A 19,776-nucleotide genomic window follows, 5' to 3' on the forward strand; every position below is an offset into this window, starting at 1 on the left:
CTCTGCGGATTATGATAATTCCGCGAGCTGTTTGTTTAGTTCTGCAAGTTTTTCTTCCATTTTCGCTAGTCTACGTTCAGCATTTTCAACTTGAGTAGGATGGCCATTTGATTCTAATTTTTCCATATCACCTTGCAAGTTAATATAGTCCAATTTTAGCTCTGCAATTTCTGATTGTAACTGTGATTTTGTCATAATCGATCACCTTCAGTATTTTGCATTTATTGTAGCATAAAAAAGGACTTAGCGTACGATTTCTTGTTCCTCTTTCGAACTTGCGATCGTTTGTTCAATGAGTTTTACCAAATCTACTAAGTTATTACTAAAATCAAAGCGGTTCTGTTTTTGTATATAGGCGTTTCTTCTATTATCATGGAGGATAATTTCCATCACCGCATTTTGTAGATAAGATTGTTTTATCTTTCTCCCAAGTCCTAGGTTTGCGAAGCCATGTCCTTCTTGTGGGAATGCGTAATTAACTTCTTCCTCGTGTGCACAAAGAACGATACAAGGTATTTGAAATTGCGCAACTAAGAATGGCATATATGATCCAGAAGTTATGACAATATCACTATTAGTAAGGAACATATCAGGCGCAGAGGTAGAGATAATTTGTATAGATTTACGTGTAAGTGCAAATCGTTTTAGTTCAAGTATGTCATGCTTATAATGTTCATCCACTAACACACTAATCTGAAGTGGAATATGAAGCTGTACAAGATGCCTTAAAGTTCGGTAAGTTAAATTTTCGGGATCTTCATGGGGGAAAGATACGATTATATGCGGGGGATCCTGTATCGTGTTATTATTTTTATAAACAGTTTTTTTGGCTGGAATATATCCAAGCGGACCAAATACGTAGTGCTCTTTCGTAACGTCCTTTGGATTTTCATACAGCGATTGAATAACAAGATCAGCTAGAGCCCCACCATCTCCATGGTCGTCCAAATGAATAAGCGTACTATTGAAAACTTTTAAACGACGGATAAGATCTTTTTCCGAATTTCCACCATCATGCATGATGCAAGTTGGGTTAAAAGCTTTCATTTCCTCGATAAGGTGAGCATTATTTCTATACAAAAGAGGTTGTATCTTCTGTTTTTTTAAATATTGAATTAGGCTTGTATTAGAACTATGCACAAAAATTTCAAAGTTAGTTGGTTTTAACGAAGAAAGCAATGCTACTGCACGATCCGCAGGGTAAAGTCCACGGTGTGGTAATGTATCCAATAAATAAGCTAGTTTCAAATTGTATCTTCCTTTCTAAAAGTTATCTCTTTAGTGTATGGAAATGGACAGGTGCTTATGACAAGGGGGTAAGTAAAATGGCTAGAAGAGTAGCAATAGTAGTAGGTGCAACCGGTTTTACTGGACAGTTTTTAGTAAAACAATTATGTGAGAGCGAGGAATATGCTGCCGTTTCAGTGATAGTCAGAAGAGATTTTCCCTATAGGCATGCCAAACTAGACGTTCAGATAAAAGACTTTGATAGATTAGAGGAAAATGATTTAGATATTGCAGATGATCTATTTTGTTGTTTGGGCACTACGATGAAAAAGGCTAAATCAAAAGAGAACTTTGAGCAAGTAGATTTAGAATATCCATTACGAATTGCTTCTTTAGCAAAAAAACGTGGGATTCCAAATTTTCATGTGATCTCCGCGATTGGCTCCAATAAAAAATCTCTTTTTTTCTATAGCCAGGTGAAGGGCAGGATGGAGGAGGGATTAATAGAAATGGAACTACCGCATCTTTTCATCTATAAACCGTCCTTGTTGACGGGAGGTCGAGGCGAGTTTCGCTTAGGAGAGCGCCTATCTGAAGGTATTTTTCAACTATTAAATCCTATATTAATAGGGCCTTTAAAAAGAATGCGCTCCATTGAAGGGAAACAGTTGGCTTTTGCAATGTACTATTACGCAATACATAATACAAAAAATGATGTAACAATTTATAAACCATTAGATATCTTAAACGCAAAACCTATTGATGATATAGAAGAAAAGCCGATTTCGCGAGAAGAATTATTCAATTGGGATGACCGAAAGGATATCTTTGTTGACCAGGATACTAAGAAAGATTGACGCCTCTGACAAATATATAAGAGCCAAATAACGACAAAACCTCTCCGTCAAAAGGATGAACTTTGAAAAATGGGATCTCTTTTTGCAATATTAGCGTCTTTTTTTGATACAATAAAGGACGAATAAGGAGGTTCTGTAAGGTGAAAATTTTACTCGTAGACGGAACGATAATCGGCACGAAAACAGGTGCCATCTTAGATCAAGTGAAAGACTATATAGAAGAAATTAATAAAGAATACACATTAGAAATTATTCGACTTTCTAATTACGAGCATCAGTTTGTAGATGGACGTCCATTTGAGAACTACAATGATGATATGAAGCTACTTGTAAGTAAATTCGAGCAAGCGGATGGTTTTGTTATTGCATCACCTATTTTCCAGGGTTCAATACCAGGTGTACTAAAAAATACATTCGATTTCCTACATCCAAAGTCAATGCGCTACAAACCAGTGTCAATCGTCGCAAATGGTGGAACATATCAGCATCACCTTGTAATCGAAAATCAGCTTAAACCGATTTTAGACTATTTTAGATGCCTTGTTACTCCCAACTATGTATACACGCATAAAAGCCACTTCGATGAAAATAATGTAATTATCGACAGCGATGTACATGATCGTTTGAGAGAGCTTGCTCGTGTGTTTGTCCAATATGCTGAAATGAGCAAAAACCTCTGCAAGGAACCAATTGATGCACATTAAACTAAGAAGATGTCTCTGTAAATAGAGACATCTTTTTTTTATATGAAAGAAAGTAAAAAAATATTATGCTATAAACCTCGTGTTCATAGTACTTTAGAGAAATAAATGATACTGCTGATTTCCGTTTCAGGCGGACGCGTTCCGCGGGGGGAGCGATAAACCATCACCGCCGCTCCGCGTCCGTTGTGATGGTTCATCTGTCTCCCTAATCCCGCAGGAGTCGCCGCCTTCTACTACAATCAATAAGTGAGTAATCCTAGAGGATAAGAGGAAGCAAACCCTATCACTAAAAGTATAAAATTAGTAAAGTAAGATAAAAGTAAGTAAAAAGCTAGTGAGCACAAGTGACGACAATTTTTAAATGAATAGAATTTACGTTACTTTCCGCACAAATACTAACGTGTAGTTTCTTTTGTGGGAACTCCCATTTCTCAATTCCAGTGTCTTTCAATAAAAATTTATATTTAAATGAACTTTTTCAACTTTGCGATGTCTAATGAATGTATAACAGAACAAGGGGGTGACCGAGTGGAAGAAGTAGAGATAGCTAAGAAAGCAATTAAAGGGGATGACCAAGCTTTCTTACTGTTAATGCAATTATATAAAGATACATTATATCGAACGGCCTTTGCATTTTTAAAAAATGAACATGATGCACTTGAAGCGATGCAAGAAGTAACTTTTCGAGCATATCAAAAAATATATACAGTAAAAGAACCGAGCTACATGAAAACATGGCTAGTTCGGATTATGATGAATTATTGTCAGGATCAGTTGAAAAAGGGTAAAAGATATAGCTCAAGCGGGGTGCTACAGGAAATAGGCCATAGCGAAGACACTACTCACCTAGAGATCAACGAGGCAATAGCATCCTTGTCGAGCGGTGAACAGCAGCTAATATTTCTAAAGTACTTTCAAAATACAAAAATCAAAGAAATCGCAGAACTAGAAAAAATTCCAGAAGGCACTGTTAAGTCAAGGCTTCACAAAGCACTAAAGTCACTTAGAGGTTTTCTATCGGAGAAGGGAGATGCAGACCATGTATGAAAAAGAAGAAGAAATGCTTGATAAAACTAAGAAAAGACTAGAACAAGTGGTTGTACCTGAACAACTCGTAAATGATGCTATTCAACAAGGGGTACTACAAGCGAAGGCCAAAAAGAGAAACCGTAAAAAAACGCTATGGGCTTTCTCAGTTGCCGCAATTCTGATACTAACCTTTATAACATCTATTCGTGTTTCACCGACATTCGCGAGTGCTATTTCTACTATTCCAGGGATGGAGCGGTTTGTGCATCTCATTCAGTTCGATAAAGGAATCAAAGCAATCGTCGAAAATGATTATTATGAGCCTATTGGTAAAAGCCAAGTCAATAATAATATAACTTTTACGGTTGATGGAATTATTATAGATGAAACAGGTGCTGAAATATTTTACACATTAGAGGCTCCTTATTCACTTGAAAATATTGATTATCAAGAGGTAAAGTTATTAAATGATGGACAGGAGCTAATAGCCTCGATTGGTTATGATCTACCAGACCAAGAAACAGCAAATAGAAAGGTAGATAAATTTAGTTTTGTTTTTGTAGATACGGAACAATTTACAAGTAATAATTTTGAAGTTCAATTTGAGGTGGAGCAAGCAAATAAAACAACGTCATTTCATGTGCCATTTACAATCAAAAATGAAATGAAGTCAGGTAAAATATATACGTTAAATGAAACCGTCGAGATAGATGGTCAACAAATAGAAGTAAAAGAAATAAAGGTATATCCACTAAGAGTGGCTGTAACTTTAGAATTTGATGAACAAAATGAAATGAAAATATTACAATTCGAGGATATGCGAATAGAGGATGAAAACGGGGAAGTATGGAGTTCCATTCAGAATGGAATAACTGGTTTTGGTGAAAATCAAAACAAAGTAAATACGTATTTTTTACAAAGTAACTATTTTAAAGAGCCTAAAGAGCTGTATTTGAAATTCTCTAAAGTGCAAGCACTCCCTAAAGAGGAAAGCTATTTGCTGATAGACTTTGCAAAAAAGGAAATCCTAGAACAACCATCCCATAGAAAAGTAGAAGTATTGAACGTTGGTAGTAATTCAATTGAAGTAAAATATCATCCAATAAGAGAAAATCACATGTATTCCTTATTTTCTCAAGGAGAAAATGCAAAAGGAAAGGTAGTTGATATACCAACGCAAAGTAACAGGGGAGACGAAGAGGAACAATTTTCTGAAATAACTTTAGATGCAAAAGATATTATTAATCCCGTGAAGATAGATTTCATCGCATATCCTGATTACTTAGGCGGCTCTGTTTCCATTCAAATAAAATAGGCAGTCGGATGAAAATAATAAAAACAGGTGAAGAAAAATGTTTTATTTTTTCTCCACCTGTTTTGTTAGTTGCTTTGTAAGTAGCTCTGTTCAAATTCATCGAGAGAAATAGGCTTTGAAAAGTAATAACCCTGGAAGTACGTAAGACCAAGGCTATTCAAATAATCGACCTGCTCTTTTGTTTCTACACCTTCTGCAAGAACATCGCATTTTAATCCTTTGGCAAGGTTCATAAATGTATGCAGAATGAGCTCTGCATTTGTTTCTTTACCAATTTTGTCCACAAAATACTTATCTATTTTCAATTTGTCTATTTGAAAATCTACAAGATCTGCTAACTTTGAATAACCTGTTCCGAAATCATCTAGAGATAAACGAATTCCATGTTTTCGACAAAAGGCAATATTATCTAAAATACTTTGATCAGTATTTAAATTTGCATTTTCCGTAATTTCAATATCGATCATTTGTGGTGGAATCCTATAATACTGGATAAAATGAATTAAATCATTAAAAAACTTTCTATTTCCAAGTAGTTTGGGAGTGATATTAATTGCTACTGGCTTATCAAATCCATAATCCCTAATCCATCTAGCAACTTTGGAAAACACCTCACTTATTAAATACTTAGTTAGTTCCTCAATTCTTCCACTATTATCGGCAATTTCAATAAACTCTGGAGGTGTTATATATCCGTATTTTGGATGAATCCAACGAGTAAGTACCTCTATGCCAATTACTGCATTAGTTATAGAATTGAATTGAGGCTGTACGACAAAGTGAATCGATGTTTCCTTTAAGTCCCCGTGTAATTCATTTTCAATATTAACATTTCTTTCTAACTCCACAATCATAGAGCGTTCAAAGAAACTGAAGTTCTTGTCGTTTCGTTTCTTTGAAGCATACATCGCAAGATTAGCATAACGAAATAGTAAATCGGTGTCCGGTGCATCCTCGGGATACCGGGAAATTCCTATACAAAGGCTTAGAGGAATAGAAGGTACTGACATAGACTCGGAAGTTTGTTGGAATTCTTGAATCAGTTTATTTGCAATTATGCTTAGCTGTTCCTTATTAACTTCATCTGTAAAAATAGCAAACTCATCGCCACCCACACGTGCAACTACTTTATCAACCTGTATGATTTGGTTAAAAAAATTGGCGATATCTACAAGAAGTGCGTCACCTCGTGCATGACCATACATATCATTTATCAACTTGAAACCATTTAATTCTATGTAAAAAAAGGAAAAAGGATCATCATTTTTTATTTTGTTCTGAAGAATATCATAAGTCATTCGTCGATTAGGTAAGTTCGTTAAAAAATCATAGTACGCAAAACTTCTTAAATCTTTTTCTATATTTTTTCTTTCGGCTATATGGTGAAAAAATACAGACAATCCTCCTTCAGCTCTTGGGTAGGCTTTTACCTCGAACCAAGTTGGTATAGAGGGGATGTAAATTTCCTGTTGTTGAGTTTTTTTCTCCAACATAACCTGTTGAAGGAAAGGGTAAAACTCCGTTTCTATTAAAGATGGACTTTCGGAATTAGAATAGTTAAAGCTTGGATGCACGTTGCTTAATAAGGTTTTTCCATATTCGTTTATATAGGTAACATTCCAATGTTTATCTACCGAAAAGAAAGCATCTGTCATACTTTCTAAAATACTAGTTACTTCTGAATTCGCCACCGCATGCTTTTTATATACCGAATAAATTATAATCGCACCTATTCGGTTCGAAGAGAGCCTCAATTTGTAGATGCGAAATAAGTAGCAATAATGATTTTCTTCTACAGATCCAGTAAATTCTTGTTGAAATTCATCTATTTCTCCACGTAGTACCTTTTGGATAGAATCTAATTGCTCGTAGTTATGAGTCGATTCCAATAAATCTATGAAGCTAGAGTTTTCTGTCATGAGTAAGGTATATTCGTTCGTTTGCTTCATCTTTTTCCACGCATTATTCTTATTTAATATCTTTCCGGTATCGTCCAGTACGATGATTAAATCTTCTGACGTACTTAATATTGTTTTTGTAAAAGGATGAACTGTGCCCAACTATTTCACCTCCAAATTTCCATGATATTATGTCAATAATATCATTTGTTGGATAAAATTTGTGAGAAAAAAGTAATGTTCGAACAACAAAATGATGTAATTGTGACCGGATTTGTAATATTTATGAAATTTCATATCAAATAGAGTGTCAAATTAACTGAAAATGTTGAAAAGTCGCGAATTATATTGTCAGGATAAAAAACTACATATTCAATCCTTGTGGTAGGAATTTGATGTGTAGCATTGTTTTTAGGACCAAAACTGAACCAATATAAAACGTATGATATATTTAGGATAGGGATTTATGAAAGGATGTTATTAATGGCAAAACGATTAGTACTAGCAGAGAAACCATCTGTTGCACGTGATATTGCGCGTGTACTTAAATGTGATAAAAAAGGAAATGGGTATTTAGAAGGCAAAGACTATATTGTTACTTGGGCTTTAGGGCATCTTGTAACATTAGCTGATCCAGAAAGTTATGATGTGAAATATAAATCGTGGAATTTAGAAGATTTACCTATGCTACCGGAACATCTTAAACTTACCGTTATTAAACAATCAGGGAAGCAATTCAATGCTGTAAAATCTCAACTTACTCGTGGAGACGTTAATGAGATTATTATTGCAACTGACGCCGGACGTGAGGGTGAATTAGTAGCAAGATGGATTATTGCTAAAGCAAAAGTAAATAAACCAATAAAACGTCTATGGATTTCATCAGTAACGGATAAAGCGATTAGAGATGGCTTTTCTAACTTAAAACCGGGTAAAGCATATGAAAACCTATACGCTTCAGCAGTAGCTCGTTCCGAGGCAGATTGGTATATAGGCCTAAATGCAAGTCGAGCATTAACTACAAAGTTCAATGCGCAGCTAAACTGTGGAAGAGTACAAACGCCAGTTGTTGCTATTATTGCTAAGCGTGAGGGAGAAATTAAGCACTTCAAAGCACAAACTTATTACGGCATAGAAGCACAAACTATAGATAAGCTAAAGCTTACTTGGCAAGATGCTAAAGGAAATAGTAGGAGCTTCGATAAAGACAAAATTGGTGTGATTGTAAAGAAACTTGGCAATGCTAATGCCACAGTAACGGAAATTGAAAGAAAACCGAAAAAAACATTTTCACCTGGACTATATGATTTAACGGAACTTCAACGCGATGCCAATAAAATCTTTGGTTATTCTGCAAAAGATACATTAAATATTATGCAAAAGCTGTATGAACAGCACAAAGTATTAACGTATCCACGTACAGATTCACGTTACATCTCCACAGACATTGTTGGAACACTTCCTGAACGACTTAAAGCATGTGGTATAGGAGAATATCGCTCGCTAACTAATAAGATTTTAAAGAGACCTTTAAAAGCTTCGAAAACGTTTGTTGATGATAGCAAAGTCAGTGATCATCATGCGATTATTCCAACTGAAGGCTATGTAAATTTCTCAGCTTTCAATGATAAAGAACGAAAAATTTACGATTTAGTAGTAAAACGTTTTTTAGCGGTATTATTCCCAGCATTTGAATATGAGCAACTAACACTTCGTGCAAAAATCAGTGATGAAAACTTTATTGCTAGTGGGAAAACAATCTTATCCAGTGGTTGGAAAGAAGTATATGAAAATCACTTCGAAGATGATGACACTACGGAAGGCTTGAAGGAACAAATTTTACCTCATATTGAAAAGGGAAATACTTTAAACGTAACATTAATTGCACAAACTTCAGGACAAACAAAGCCACCTGCACGTTTTAATGAAGCAACATTACTATCTGCAATGGAAAATCCTTCGAAGTTTATGGAAACCCAAAACAAAAATCTTGCAGAAACATTAAAATCCACTGGTGGATTAGGTACTGTGGCAACACGTGCAGACATTATCGAAAAGTTATTCAATTCATTCTTGATGGAGAAGAAAGGAAAAGATATATACCTAACTTCAAAAGGAAAGCAGCTACTCGATTTAGTACCGGAAGAATTAAAGTCTCCTACACTCACGGCTAAGTGGGAGCAAAAGCTGGAAGCAATTGCTAATGGTAAACTGAAAAAAGAAGTATTTATCTCAGAAATGAAAAACTACACCAAAGAAATCGTATCAGAGATTAAAGGCAGTGATAAAAAATTCAAGCATGATAACATATCCACGAAATCTTGCCCAGACTGTGGAAAACCAATGCTTGAAGTGAACGGTAAAAAAGGCAAAATGCTTGTTTGCCAAGATCGGGAATGTGGTCATCGTAAAAACGTAGCACGTGTTACAAATGCCCGTTGCCCACAATGTAAAAAGAAGTTAGAACTACGTGGGGAAGGCGATGGTCAAATTTTTGTATGTAAATGTGGTCATCGAGAGAAATTATCAGCGTTCGAAGCCCGCCGTAAAAAAGAAGGTGGCGGTAAAGTAGATAAAAAATCTGTTCAGAAGTATTTGAAACAGCAAGATAAAGAAGAGGAACCGGTTAATAATGCATTTGCGGATTTATTAAAAGGTATGAAGTTTGATTAATTAGTATATAAAAATGGGTTGTGTCATTATTTGACCAATCCATTTTTATATTCTTTAATTACCTTTATCGAGTACGCTTACGATGAGTTGACATGTACTCGACATATTAAGAGAGTATAATAATGGTAACGAAATGATGCCACTATAAAAAGGTCGGATGTGCTTTGAAAAAAATATTAATAATTGAAGATGAATTTGCTATTAGCCAAGTATTAAAGGCTTATTTGAAAAAGGTTCAGTATGAGGTCGTTCAGTGCTATACAGGTGGAGAAGCAATGACTATTTTTGAAAGTGAAATGCCAGACCTTGTTTTATTAGATGTGATGCTTCCTCAGAAAAATGGGTGGACTATTTTGAAGGAAATTCGAGCAAATAGCAGCTGCCCGGTCATTATGTTAACAGCTTTAGGTGATGTGAATTATCGCTTGGAAGGTTTTGACAAGGGAGCAGATGATTATATAACTAAACCATTTATAGCAGACGAGGTAGTTGCTAGAGTTAAGGCTGTTTTACGACGAGCATTGAGTGAAACGGATACTACATTTAAATCCTTTGGTCAGCTAGAAATTGATTTTCTAGGACATTCGGTGCGGATAAAAGGAAAAGAGATAGTCCTAACACCACGAGATTTATCTGTCTTGTTATTCTTAGCTGAGCATCCCAATCAAACATTTACTAGGGATCAATTAATCGAACATATATGGGGATGGGAATACGAAGGCAGTGATCGAGCAGTAGATTTAGCAGTAAAACGACTGCGTAAGGCACTTTCTAATTGGCCGGAAGAGGAAGGCGAGATCAAAACATTACGTGGATTGGGGTATCAATTTAATGTTCGTAAAAAATAAGAGAATAACTTTATTATCCTACTGGACTAGCCGGTACGTTCTAACCTTATGTATTGGTCTTATATTGATATCTTTTATATCAGCACTTTGGATTCGTCATACAACTTTGGAAAATCGTTTAGGGATGATGGAGTTTATGGCAGATGAAATGGTCTATCGTATAACAAATGAGGATGCTCCTGACTTTTTTCCTAACGACAAGATGAATGACGTCGTCAAAACTAGAGAACCATTCGGTATTCGTGATATTGACCCAATAATGTATGTAGTGAGGGCAACTGGTGAAGTAATCTCAAGTAATCGACCATATGAGCAAAGTCGGACTTTCTCTGAGCTTATCGATGGCGAAGAGGGAGTTGTCACATTCCATTCAGAAAGTAAGAAAATAGAATACTATCTAGTAAAACGAAAGATTGAAGTTGATGGAGAACTGCTAGGATGGGTATTAATGGTCGAATCCAAAGATAATTTAATAAAGGTCGACCAAGAATATGGCCAGCTAGCAATTCTCATTCTGGGACTCGCTATTCTAGGGTGGATAGCAATTTACTTCCTATCTAAACGATTAGCTCGCCCTATTAAACAAGTGGCAAAAGCGGCAAAGCAGGTTCAAGATGGTAACTATGAAATTGACTTGCCAGATTATATAAAAGAAAAAGAAGTATATGAGCTAGTTTCTTCATTCAAGGAAATGGCAAGTAGGTTAGAACAATTGGAGGCTACCCGTACAGAGCTACTTGCTGGTGTGACTCATGAACTAAAAACACCGGTTACTTCGATTAGTGGCTTGTTGCAAGCAGTCAAAGATGGAGTGGTTTCTGAGCAGGATGCCGATGAATTTATATCAATGGCACTTGTGGAAACAACGAAGATGAAGACAATGGTCGGCGATTTACTAGCTTTTAATTCATTTGCTGTAAATGCAGTTCCTATTAATTTAACTTCCATTAATATAGATCAATTTATCCGAGAAGTGTCTGCTCAGTGGGAAGCTATTCAGGAGCATGAAAATGTGAAGCTATACATTCACTTGCTTCAAAAAGAAACTACTATTTCAGCAGATATCGTAAGGGCTCAACAGATCTTGACAAACCTATTAACCAATGCACAGCAAGCAATTCAAGGAGTAGGTAACATAACGATTTCTCTATCAGAAACTGATCACTTTGTCTCCATCCAAGTACAAGATACTGGGAGAGGCATAACTGAGGAAGATCGTCCCTATATATTTGAACGATTTTTTAGAGGAGAAAATAAAAAATACGAAACACGTGGTCTTGGCCTAGGATTACCATTAAGTAAAATGATGGCGCAGTCGATGGGGGGGGACCTAAGTTTAATAAGTAGCGGTGAAAAAGGGACATGTTTTGAATTGCAGCTAAAAAAGGCGGTTAACGATCTTCGTTGACCGTCTTTCTCTATGGGTTTATAAATGTACATTTGCAAAGGGTGGTTATTTCTATATGTAAATAACTCGGTATATGAGAACAGATTAACTCTGACACATAGCTGACTCATTCCCTCTTTATAATAAAAGCATAGACAAAGAAGAGAATGGAAAGGGAGGTATACATGAACAAATTTAATAAGAGAAAAACATTGAAAGTTTTTGCACTACCTATAGCGCTAACCGCATTGTTAGTAGGATGTTCAGATGAAAATATAAATGAAAGTGTAGCAACTGTGGGGGGAGAAAAGATAACACAAAAAGAATTGAATGAAGCTACTTTAAAACAATACGGATCAACTGTGCTAGACACATTAATATCAAATAAAGTGATCCAATTAGAAGCGGAAAAAGAAGGGATAACAGTATCCGATGATGAGATTCAAGAAGAAATAGACCAATTAATAGAAATGTATGGTGGAGAAGAGGCATTCCAACAGGTGATTGCTTCTAATAACATAGATGAGGATGGCTTAGAAGATGATATTGAAACCTATGAGCTGACCTCTAAGCTAATGGCATTAACAATTGATATTACAGATGAAGAAATAACTACTTACTTCGAAGAAAACAAAGAATCATTCAATCAAGCTGAAGAAGTAGAAGCAAGCCACATCTTAGTAGAGGATGAAACAACAGCAAAGGAAGTTCTAGAAAAATTAAAAGCTGATGGTGATTTTGCGGAATTGGCAATGGAATATTCAACGGATACTGCTTCTAGTGCAGATGGAGGTAGCTTAGGTTCATTTGGTAAAGGGGAAATGGTTACTGAATTTGAGGATGCTGCATTTGCAATGGGAGTAGATGAAATCAGCGAACCAATACAATCCGAGCATGGTTACCATATCATTAAGGTGACTGGTAAGACAGAAGCGAAGGAAGTCACTTTAGAAGATGTCAAGGATGAAGTATATAATACGCTATTGGAAACACGCATTAATGAAGAATATTCTGCATGGATTACAGAGAAAATGTCCGAATATGAAATTGAAACTACTTTAGGTGAATGATCTAAATTTCGATACATTTCATCACTATGAATAACAAAATACACCTGTAAGCCAATTCTCAAAGAGATTGTCTAATAGGTGTATTTTGTTATATAAACTACAATTTATAGTATTTGGAGAAAACTAATGGAAGTCCTTTAATGAACTTTTATTGACGGCAAAACAAATTCACACTACAATGAGTAATGTGAGGTGGATAAATCATGTTGATTCGAAAATTTAAAATTAACGAAAGTGGATTGAACCGTTTTTTTGGCCCTCTTGAAGCGAAAATTATGGATATTCTATGGAATGACGTGGAAATGTCGATAAAAGATGTTCAGCAAGTTTTGGATAAGGAAAAGATGACTAATTTTAATACCGTTATGACGGTTATGAACCGATTAGTTGATAAAGGGATTCTTCAAAAACGTGCAGAAGGTAGATCATCTCTCTATAAACCAGTTCAGTCACGAGTAGAGTTTTTAAGTGAACAGTCAAAGGAAATGACAAATGAATTAATGGATGAATTCGGAAACGTTGTTGTCAGTCATATGTTAGATGCTCTGGAAGATGTAGATGATGATCTTGTTGCAAAGCTTGAGCAAAAAATTAAAGAATTGAAAAAGGATATGTAGTATATGTCTAAACGTCAATCATCTTTCATATTTTTCTTGTCACTTTTTATTTCGGGAACAATTTTTATTCAAATGGCTTTATATGTCCTATCTCTGTTAGCAGGCTGGAACGTTAAATTTAATATTGTCGAAGTTTGTCATAGTTGGATGAAAGCAATCGGATTGTCTTCACTTGAATATGCTCTTGATGCACTCGTAATCTATACGCTCTTATTTTCTATTTGGCATATAGGATCTCAATTTTTCTATGCTTCACGCTTGAAAAATCATATTGAGCAATATAAAGATAATTTGCTTACGAACAACATGAACCAAACATATGGTAGTAGGAAAAAAGATTTTATCATCGTTTCGAATCCTGCACCTATAGCAATAACAATGGGATTCATTTGTCCTAGAATTGTTATATCGACTGGGTTGATAAGCTTACTAACGGATGATGAGTTAAAAGCTGTCATTTCTCATGAGATATATCATAAGGATAATCGTGATCCACTAAAAATATTTTTGCTTTCACTTTGCGCATCCACAATTAGGTATATCCCGATTCTAAAGTGGTTCAATCATCAATATAGAATCATTCAGGAAGTATTGGCAGATGAATATGCCATTAGGATACAGGAGACATCTGTGAACTTGGGTAGTGCATTATTGAAAATGCTGAAGGTTGGCAATCAAAAAAAAATGCCATTTGCTTATGCATCGTTTGCGGACACATCTGTAAATTACCGGATTGAGTATATGTTAGATCCATTAAAGGATGTTCAGTGGAAGGTTCCATTTAAAAAAGCATTTTTGTCATTGGCAATATTTATTTTAATATGTGTATTTTTTATTTACGCTCTTGCGTAAATTTTTGGTCATTTACACTACGTTATGTAGTTTTGATTTAACTTCATTCAGCAAATGTTTTTTGTGAGACGAGCTTGCGCAGGAGCAAAAGTCTCCGCTTCATAAATGGGTAGGTAAATACAAGGTATGGATACAAAGCGGTGGGGGTCCACAAACCCCTGCTGAACGAGGAACTCTGGCTAAGCTCACCGCATCCTGCGGCAACGCCTGAGTGACCAACGTTCTGTTGGCCCAAAGCCTCCGGTGGATGTCCCAGATTTTTATCGAGCGAGCTCGATAAAAATTTGGACGGAAATACGCCGAGGCATATTTGATTAAGAGGAGTGTTTTATTTGTCTAAGAAATTATTTTGGTTCATCGGTGTAGTGGCAGTATGTCTTATTGCCATAGTTATGTTAACGAATGCTAAAGAAGATGCAGTAGTAATAGATTACGAGGGGCAACCATTTCTAGGAGAAGAGTCTGCACCAGTTGAGATAGTTGAATTTGGTGATTATAAATGTCCACACTGTGGGGAGTTTAATAGCACACTCCTTCCAATGATTAATCAGGAATTAGTGGAAACAGGGAAAGCGAAATTTTACTTTATGAATTATTCGTTTATCGCAGCGGATTCAACGACGTCGGCTCAATTTGGAGAAACGGTTTACCAGGAACTAGGTAATGAAAGATTTTGGGAGTTCCATCATCTCCTGTTCGCAAACCAAACAAACGAATCTGGACAAGAAAATTTGATGTCAGAGGAGTTTTTGAGTACGGTTTTAGCAGAAGTTGCAACTCAGGAAGAAGTTGAAAAAGTGAAGCATGCTTTCAGTGAAGGTAAAGCGAAGGATGCTTGGGATAAAGATATGAGTACGGCAAATAATCTAGGTGTCAATTCGACGCCAACAATTTATATTGGTGGTAAAGAATTTACCGGACAAACAATGGATGATTTTGTGGAAATGGTAGATGAGTCAACAGATGGTAAATAAACCGCTTCTCTTTGCGTGGATAACATCGATTATAGCGATGGTAGGTAGCTTGTTTTTTAGCGAACGGATGGGATTTATCCCATGTACGCTCTGCTGGTATCAGCGAATTTTGATGTATCCACTTGTCATTTTCTTAGGTATCGCTTTTTACCAGAATGACGCAAAAGTTTATAAGTATATTCTTCCGCTGTCAGTGATTGGGATGTTAGTGTCCAGTTATCATTATGCATTGCAAAAAATTCCTTCTTTAAGTGAGTTCAGTGCATGTACAAACGGAGTTCCGTGTTCCGGACAATATATCAATTTGTTTGGTTTTGTAACAATTCCATTTCTGGCCCTCATTGCATTTACATTTATAACTGGGATGATGCTAGTGCTATGGAAACGTAAGTAATTCTTCAAAGAAAGGACAGATCTAAGATGGATAAAAAGAAAAAGCGCTTCTACATGCGTACAATTATTTTAGCTTTAATGGTAGTGGCGATTGTTTTTACTATTTATACAAATTTAACGAAGGAAAGAACCGCATTATTACAGGTGGGAGACGATGCTCCAGATTTTGCCCTTGTAGATATGAATGGAGAAAAACATCAACTATCCGATTATAAAGGTCAGGGAGTCTTTTTGAATTTTTGGGGAACCTGGTGTAAACCATGCGAAAGAGAATTTCCACTTATGGATAAACAATATCAAGAATATAAAGACCAAGGACTAGAAATATTGGCGGTAAATATAGGGGAGTCTGATTTTGCCGTTCAAAAATTTATAGATCGCAAAGGATTAACTTTTCCAGTACTTATCGATGACAACAAAAGTGTGATGGAAACTTACAAGATTAATCCTTTGCCAACTACGTTACTTATTAACCCTGAAGGTAAAATTGAGAAAGTCATCACCGGGGAAATGAGCGAAGAAATGATCAAGGAATACATGGAACAAATTATTCCTATCTAATTTAATCGAGAAATCCTAATACATTAGAGTTTGCCCCCGAAAGAGTAACTTCGGGGGCTTATTCTTTGTATAGTAGTAAAGACCTGTTATTGGTGGATTTTCCCAAAAAAATATTTGAGTCTTTGTGCGTACTAACTCTATGACAATAGTAAGTTTGAATATTTCGTGAAAATGGTAAAATATTAGGAAGGATAATTATATAGGAAGAGGTGGAAAAGATGACGTTAGTAAGAGCAACTGGTAATGGTGCTACCACTGTAATGGCTGAGATAGAGCAAAAAAAGCGTGCCTTTCAACGAAAAGATGTAGGACAAGCTTATCGCAAAAATGCTGAGTATTATCAGCCTAAAAAGAATCCTACATTAGCAGAGTTGGAAGATTTGTTACTTGGAAATAAGGAAAAAGAAAACGTCTCCAAGGAAGTAAATGCAGCAATTAAAGAATATCAGCTAATAGAAAAAAACAAAAGTATGCTAGACATCAAAGGCCCTACTTTGCCTGTGCAAACAATTGGTGGACCAACACCCGAAAAAACGATTGAGCTATTGGAAAAAGTTCGAAGCTCTGCTCTTACTTCTGATAAACCGAGTCCACAAGAATTACGGCTAGCGGCTAATGCTACTGCAAAAATTCAAACCGTCCAATCACAAATTACATTAAACCAAGAAGCGACTAGACAAATTGATCTTGAAGCTAAAAGGCAAAAAGAAGATGAGGCAGCAGTATCCAATCGTTCTGTTCAATCGGAATTTCAATCTCCTAAAGTTCTAGGGGAGAATTTACAGAAAAAAAGATTTATAGAACAAGCAATTGCGAAATACTCATTTCAAGTACACATGAAAAAATATGGATTTACTGACCAACAGCCAAGTTTCTTCCGTATAGCTTAAGAAAGGGCACTCGCAAATATGAGCAAAAAACTAAAAACGAATGCAGTTCGTAAATTAGAACAGCAGAAAATTAAGTTTGAATTAATTGAATATGAGCTTACTGGTGATCAAGTAGACGGGGTAACTGTAGCTGATAAAATAGGTTATCCCGTTTCAGTTGTATATAAAACATTACTTATTACTGCTGGAACAAATAGGCATTATGTTTGTATTATCCCTGTACATAAAGAGTTGAATTTAAAAGAAGTAGCTAAAGCTGTAGGGGAGAAAAAAGTGGAGTTGTTACCGCTTAATGAACTGCAACCGACCACTGGATATATTCGAGGTGGATGTTCCCCGATAGGGATGAAGAAACTATTTCCAACATGGATAGATGCAAGTGCAGAGAGTCTTGATTTTATCCTTGTAAGTGGTGGGAAAATCGGCCTTCAGGTAAAACTAAGCGTCAAAGATTTACTTCAACTCACGAATGGCCGAATTGCAACAATTATTAAAATGTAATCGTTTCTTTAAAACATCGTTATAATTGACCTACTATATACTGGAGACTTTATATGTGGTTTTCAGAAACAGGAAGTAGGTGTAGTAAAATGAAGCAATTAGTTTGGCGTTGGATATTTTTTGTTACCGGAGTCACAACGATGGCCTTGGGAATTTCGATGACCATTAAGGGACAGCAATTTGGAATTGGACCATGGGATGTATTTCATGTTGGTTTATATAATCATCTTGGTTTAACTATTGGTACTTGGGCAATTTTGACGGGTATTATCATTGTGTTGATCACGATGATTGGAACGAAGAAATTTCCACAGCTTGGAACATGGTTAAATATTCTTTTTATAGGGTCCTTTATTGATGTGTTTAACTGGCTGTTGCCTGATATCACAAGTTACATAGGTCAGCTAATTATATTTGTTATTGGAATTGTGATAACGGCAGTGGGGGTAGGGGTGTATGTTTCTCCGAACGTTGGAGCGGGTCCACGCGATTCTCTTATGCTGCTGCTTATGGCGAAAACGGGCTGGAGTATTAAAAAGGTGCGAACTGGTATTGAAATAATTGTGGCACTAGCAGGCTGGGCACTTGGTGGCCCCGTGGGATTAGGTACTATTATTATTGCTTTATTGCTCGGTCAGATAGTTCATTATTCATTGCCATTATCTCAAAAACTATTATATAAAATTTCGGGTTATACATTACCGTATATTAAGAAGAGTGTAGAAAATCAGCCCTGATTTTCTACACTCTTTTTCATATTTTACTCGGGCTGTGCATATAGTATTCCTTGAAGGAATGATAGGGAGGATGACGCTATGAACGGGATAATTACTCATTATATGGGAAGGTCATATACAGGACAAGGTGTGAAAAGCTTTTACAAAGAAATTATTCAAGAAGCAAACAAAGTATATTTCTTTAAAGGACCGACTACCTATCGATTGACAGATATATTGAAGGAAATAGGTTATAATGCAATACGCCGAGGTAAAAATATGGAGTGGTTTTATGATCCAATGCATGAGGATTTGTTGGAAGGTATTTATATCAATGAAACAAAAACTCTTTACGTACAAGCTGACACGGTCGATCCTACTTATTATGGAGCAGGGCATGAATGGGTACCGTATTATGAAGCGTATAATGATCGGAAACTCCGTGACATAGGCCCAATAGTAAAAGAAAAGCAGATTAGTAATGATATATGGTTAACAAAAGGGCTTCAGGCATTATCCCGAGCAAAAAATATTCATGATGAATGGGAACAGCTTATACAAGTAGCTATTAGCTGGGACGGAATAAATACATTGCTTGAAGAGCGTTCTAAGAAAAATATCGGTAATATTCAACTCCAAAAGAATCCAAAAGTAACACATCGTTTAATGGGGTCCCTTACTCCACTTGGGGCAAAGGATACACTAGAGTCTATTTCAAAAAATTTAAAAACTAGATTGTATATAAAAGGGTTACCTGGTAGTGGGAAATCTTCTTTTATGAAGAAGTTTGGTGATGAGGCAAAATTGCATGGTTTGGATGTTCGATATATTTGGTGTGGCCTTGATGCGAATAGTGTAGACGGGGTAGTGCTTCCTGAACTCCAATTATGTTTGGTAGATGCAACAAGCCCTCATGTATATGAGCCAGAGCGCGATGGAGATGAAATTATCGATTTCTTCCCACATATAGATCAAACAATGATAAATGAGGATAAAATAGTAGAAGTGAGAAATCGTTATGCAAGCGAAATGGAACTTGCTCAAGATTATCTATGCACGTATGCTGGAGAATCCAAAATGATCAAGATGCTTTACGATTCAGCCATTGAAGAGGAAAAATGGAGTGAATTGCAGGAGAAAATGCTTGAAACGATTAGATGAATACAAGTGATTCTAACTAACTGAAGAAATTACAAACCACCACTGGTTAAAATGTCTGCGGTGGTTTGAAATAGTTTCTTTATTTTCCTCAATCCTTTTAGCG

General features: G+C 36.0%; 20 protein-coding genes. 17 read left to right on the forward strand and 3 right to left on the reverse strand.

The genetic code is table 11. From position 1 onward, the window contains the following. Positions 1-9: 9 nt before the first annotated feature. Entirely contained in the window at positions 10-195 is a 186-nt protein-coding gene (locus KD050_RS13935) for an SE1832 family protein (protein WP_211892939.1), read from the reverse strand. A gap of 48 nt (positions 196-243) precedes the next feature. Next, positions 244-1,248: a hypothetical protein gene (locus KD050_RS13940; protein WP_211892940.1), complete on the reverse strand. Its 1,005-nt coding sequence runs from the start codon at positions 1,246-1,248 to the stop codon at positions 244-246. A gap of 77 nt (positions 1,249-1,325) precedes the next feature. Here KD050_RS13940 and KD050_RS13945 point away from each other — a divergent pair, with 77 nt between their 5' ends. The 4 genes from KD050_RS13945 (at position 1,326) to KD050_RS13960 (ending at position 5,132) form a co-directional block, all read left to right on the forward strand. After that, a complete protein-coding gene (locus KD050_RS13945) occupies positions 1,326-2,084 on the forward strand; it encodes an NAD-dependent epimerase/dehydratase family protein (RefSeq protein WP_211892941.1) in 759 nt (252 codons plus the stop codon). 140 nt (positions 2,085-2,224) lie between these two features. Continuing rightward, a complete protein-coding gene (locus tag KD050_RS13950; protein WP_211892942.1) occupies positions 2,225-2,788 on the forward strand; it encodes an NADPH-dependent FMN reductase in 564 nt (187 codons plus the stop codon). 528 nt (positions 2,789-3,316) lie between these two features. Further along, positions 3,317-3,835 (forward strand): sigma-70 family RNA polymerase sigma factor, encoded by a 519-nt coding sequence (locus KD050_RS13955; RefSeq protein WP_211892943.1) that lies wholly within the window; start codon positions 3,317-3,319, stop codon positions 3,833-3,835. Next, positions 3,828-5,132 carry a DUF4179 domain-containing protein gene (locus KD050_RS13960; RefSeq protein ID WP_211892944.1) on the forward strand — a complete coding sequence of 435 codons (1,305 nt, stop codon included), beginning with the start codon at positions 3,828-3,830 and terminating at the stop codon, positions 5,130-5,132. The genes KD050_RS13955 and KD050_RS13960 overlap by 8 nt, the downstream gene beginning before the upstream one ends. 65 nt (positions 5,133-5,197) lie before the next feature. On the opposite strand, the gene KD050_RS13965 is transcribed toward KD050_RS13960, so the two are convergent. Then, complete coding sequence (locus tag KD050_RS13965; protein ID WP_211892945.1) at positions 5,198-7,192, reverse strand: sensor domain-containing protein; 1,995 nt, start codon at positions 7,190-7,192, stop codon at positions 5,198-5,200. A gap of 321 nt (positions 7,193-7,513) precedes the next feature. Here KD050_RS13965 and KD050_RS13970 point away from each other — a divergent pair, with 321 nt between their 5' ends. From KD050_RS13970 to KD050_RS14030, 13 genes are all read left to right on the forward strand, one after another. Further along, positions 7,514-9,703 carry a DNA topoisomerase III gene (locus KD050_RS13970; RefSeq protein ID WP_211892946.1) on the forward strand — a complete coding sequence of 730 codons (2,190 nt, stop codon included), beginning with the start codon at positions 7,514-7,516 and terminating at the stop codon, positions 9,701-9,703. 164 nt (positions 9,704-9,867) lie between these two features. Further along, on the forward strand, positions 9,868-10,551 hold the full coding sequence (locus KD050_RS13975) for a response regulator transcription factor (RefSeq protein WP_211892947.1): 684 nt from the start codon (positions 9,868-9,870) through the stop codon (positions 10,549-10,551). Beyond that, positions 10,535-11,959, forward strand: a complete 1,425-nt coding sequence (locus KD050_RS13980; RefSeq protein ID WP_211892948.1) for a HAMP domain-containing sensor histidine kinase — start codon at positions 10,535-10,537, stop codon at positions 11,957-11,959. The genes KD050_RS13975 and KD050_RS13980 overlap by 17 nt, the downstream gene beginning before the upstream one ends. A 164-nt stretch (positions 11,960-12,123) precedes the next feature. Continuing rightward, positions 12,124-13,008 carry a peptidylprolyl isomerase gene (locus KD050_RS13985; RefSeq protein ID WP_211892949.1) on the forward strand — a complete coding sequence of 295 codons (885 nt, stop codon included), beginning with the start codon at positions 12,124-12,126 and terminating at the stop codon, positions 13,006-13,008. A 203-nt stretch (positions 13,009-13,211) separates the two neighbouring features. After that, entirely contained in the window at positions 13,212-13,625 is a 414-nt protein-coding gene (locus KD050_RS13990) for a BlaI/MecI/CopY family transcriptional regulator (protein WP_211892950.1), read from the forward strand. Between the two features lie 3 nt (positions 13,626-13,628). Continuing rightward, on the forward strand, positions 13,629-14,477 hold the full coding sequence (locus tag KD050_RS13995) for a M56 family metallopeptidase (RefSeq protein ID WP_211892951.1): 849 nt from the start codon (positions 13,629-13,631) through the stop codon (positions 14,475-14,477). A 323-nt stretch (positions 14,478-14,800) separates the two neighbouring features. After that, complete coding sequence (locus KD050_RS14000; RefSeq protein WP_235753818.1) at positions 14,801-15,451, forward strand: DsbA family protein; 651 nt, start codon at positions 14,801-14,803, stop codon at positions 15,449-15,451. Then, positions 15,441-15,845, forward strand: coding sequence for a disulfide oxidoreductase (locus KD050_RS14005; RefSeq protein WP_211892952.1), 405 nt, complete (start codon positions 15,441-15,443; stop codon positions 15,843-15,845). The genes KD050_RS14000 and KD050_RS14005 overlap by 11 nt, the downstream gene beginning before the upstream one ends. Before the next feature lie 26 nt (positions 15,846-15,871). Continuing rightward, complete coding sequence (gene resA / locus KD050_RS14010) at positions 15,872-16,405, forward strand: thiol-disulfide oxidoreductase ResA (protein ID WP_211892953.1); 534 nt, start codon at positions 15,872-15,874, stop codon at positions 16,403-16,405. 218 nt (positions 16,406-16,623) lie between these two features. Next, positions 16,624-17,295 (forward strand): hypothetical protein, encoded by a 672-nt coding sequence (locus KD050_RS14015; protein WP_211892954.1) that lies wholly within the window; start codon positions 16,624-16,626, stop codon positions 17,293-17,295. A gap of 18 nt (positions 17,296-17,313) precedes the next feature. Then, complete coding sequence (gene ybaK, locus KD050_RS14020) at positions 17,314-17,796, forward strand: Cys-tRNA(Pro) deacylase (RefSeq protein ID WP_211892955.1); 483 nt, start codon at positions 17,314-17,316, stop codon at positions 17,794-17,796. A gap of 89 nt (positions 17,797-17,885) precedes the next feature. Then, positions 17,886-18,533: a YczE/YyaS/YitT family protein gene (locus tag KD050_RS14025; protein ID WP_211892956.1), complete on the forward strand. Its 648-nt coding sequence runs from the start codon at positions 17,886-17,888 to the stop codon at positions 18,531-18,533. Between the two features lie 78 nt (positions 18,534-18,611). Then, positions 18,612-19,673 carry a hypothetical protein gene (locus KD050_RS14030; protein ID WP_211892957.1) on the forward strand — a complete coding sequence of 354 codons (1,062 nt, stop codon included), beginning with the start codon at positions 18,612-18,614 and terminating at the stop codon, positions 19,671-19,673. Positions 19,674-19,776 lie beyond the last annotated feature (103 nt).

Origin of the sequence: Psychrobacillus sp. INOP01, from assembly GCF_018140925.1 — a bacterium.
Lineage (GTDB): Bacteria > Bacillota > Bacilli > Bacillales_A > Planococcaceae > Psychrobacillus.

Bases quoted from the DNA above. Each gene is read 5' to 3' on its own strand.
- KD050_RS13935 (WP_211892939.1), bottom strand. From the start codon at position 195: ATGACAAAATCACAGTTACAATCAGAAATTGCAGAGCTAAAATTGGAC.
- KD050_RS13945 (WP_211892941.1), top strand. From the start codon at position 1,326: ATGGCTAGAAGAGTAGCAATAGTAGTAGGTGCAACCGGTTTTACTGGA.
- KD050_RS13960 (WP_211892944.1), top strand. From the start codon at position 3,828: ATGTATGAAAAAGAAGAAGAAATGCTTGATAAAACTAAGAAAAGACTA.
- KD050_RS13970 (WP_211892946.1), top strand. From the start codon at position 7,514: ATGGCAAAACGATTAGTACTAGCAGAGAAACCATCTGTTGCACGTGAT.
- KD050_RS13980 (WP_211892948.1), top strand. From the start codon at position 10,535: ATGTTCGTAAAAAATAAGAGAATAACTTTATTATCCTACTGGACTAGC.
- KD050_RS13985 (WP_211892949.1), top strand. From the start codon at position 12,124: ATGAACAAATTTAATAAGAGAAAAACATTGAAAGTTTTTGCACTACCT.
- KD050_RS13990 (WP_211892950.1), top strand. From the start codon at position 13,212: ATGTTGATTCGAAAATTTAAAATTAACGAAAGTGGATTGAACCGTTTT.
- KD050_RS13995 (WP_211892951.1), top strand. From the start codon at position 13,629: ATGTCTAAACGTCAATCATCTTTCATATTTTTCTTGTCACTTTTTATT.
- KD050_RS14005 (WP_211892952.1), top strand. From the start codon at position 15,441: ATGGTAAATAAACCGCTTCTCTTTGCGTGGATAACATCGATTATAGCG.
- resA (WP_211892953.1), top strand. From the start codon at position 15,872: ATGGATAAAAAGAAAAAGCGCTTCTACATGCGTACAATTATTTTAGCT.
- KD050_RS14015 (WP_211892954.1), top strand. From the start codon at position 16,624: ATGACGTTAGTAAGAGCAACTGGTAATGGTGCTACCACTGTAATGGCT.
- ybaK (WP_211892955.1), top strand. From the start codon at position 17,314: ATGAGCAAAAAACTAAAAACGAATGCAGTTCGTAAATTAGAACAGCAG.
- KD050_RS14025 (WP_211892956.1), top strand. From the start codon at position 17,886: ATGAAGCAATTAGTTTGGCGTTGGATATTTTTTGTTACCGGAGTCACA.
- KD050_RS14030 (WP_211892957.1), top strand. From the start codon at position 18,612: ATGAACGGGATAATTACTCATTATATGGGAAGGTCATATACAGGACAA.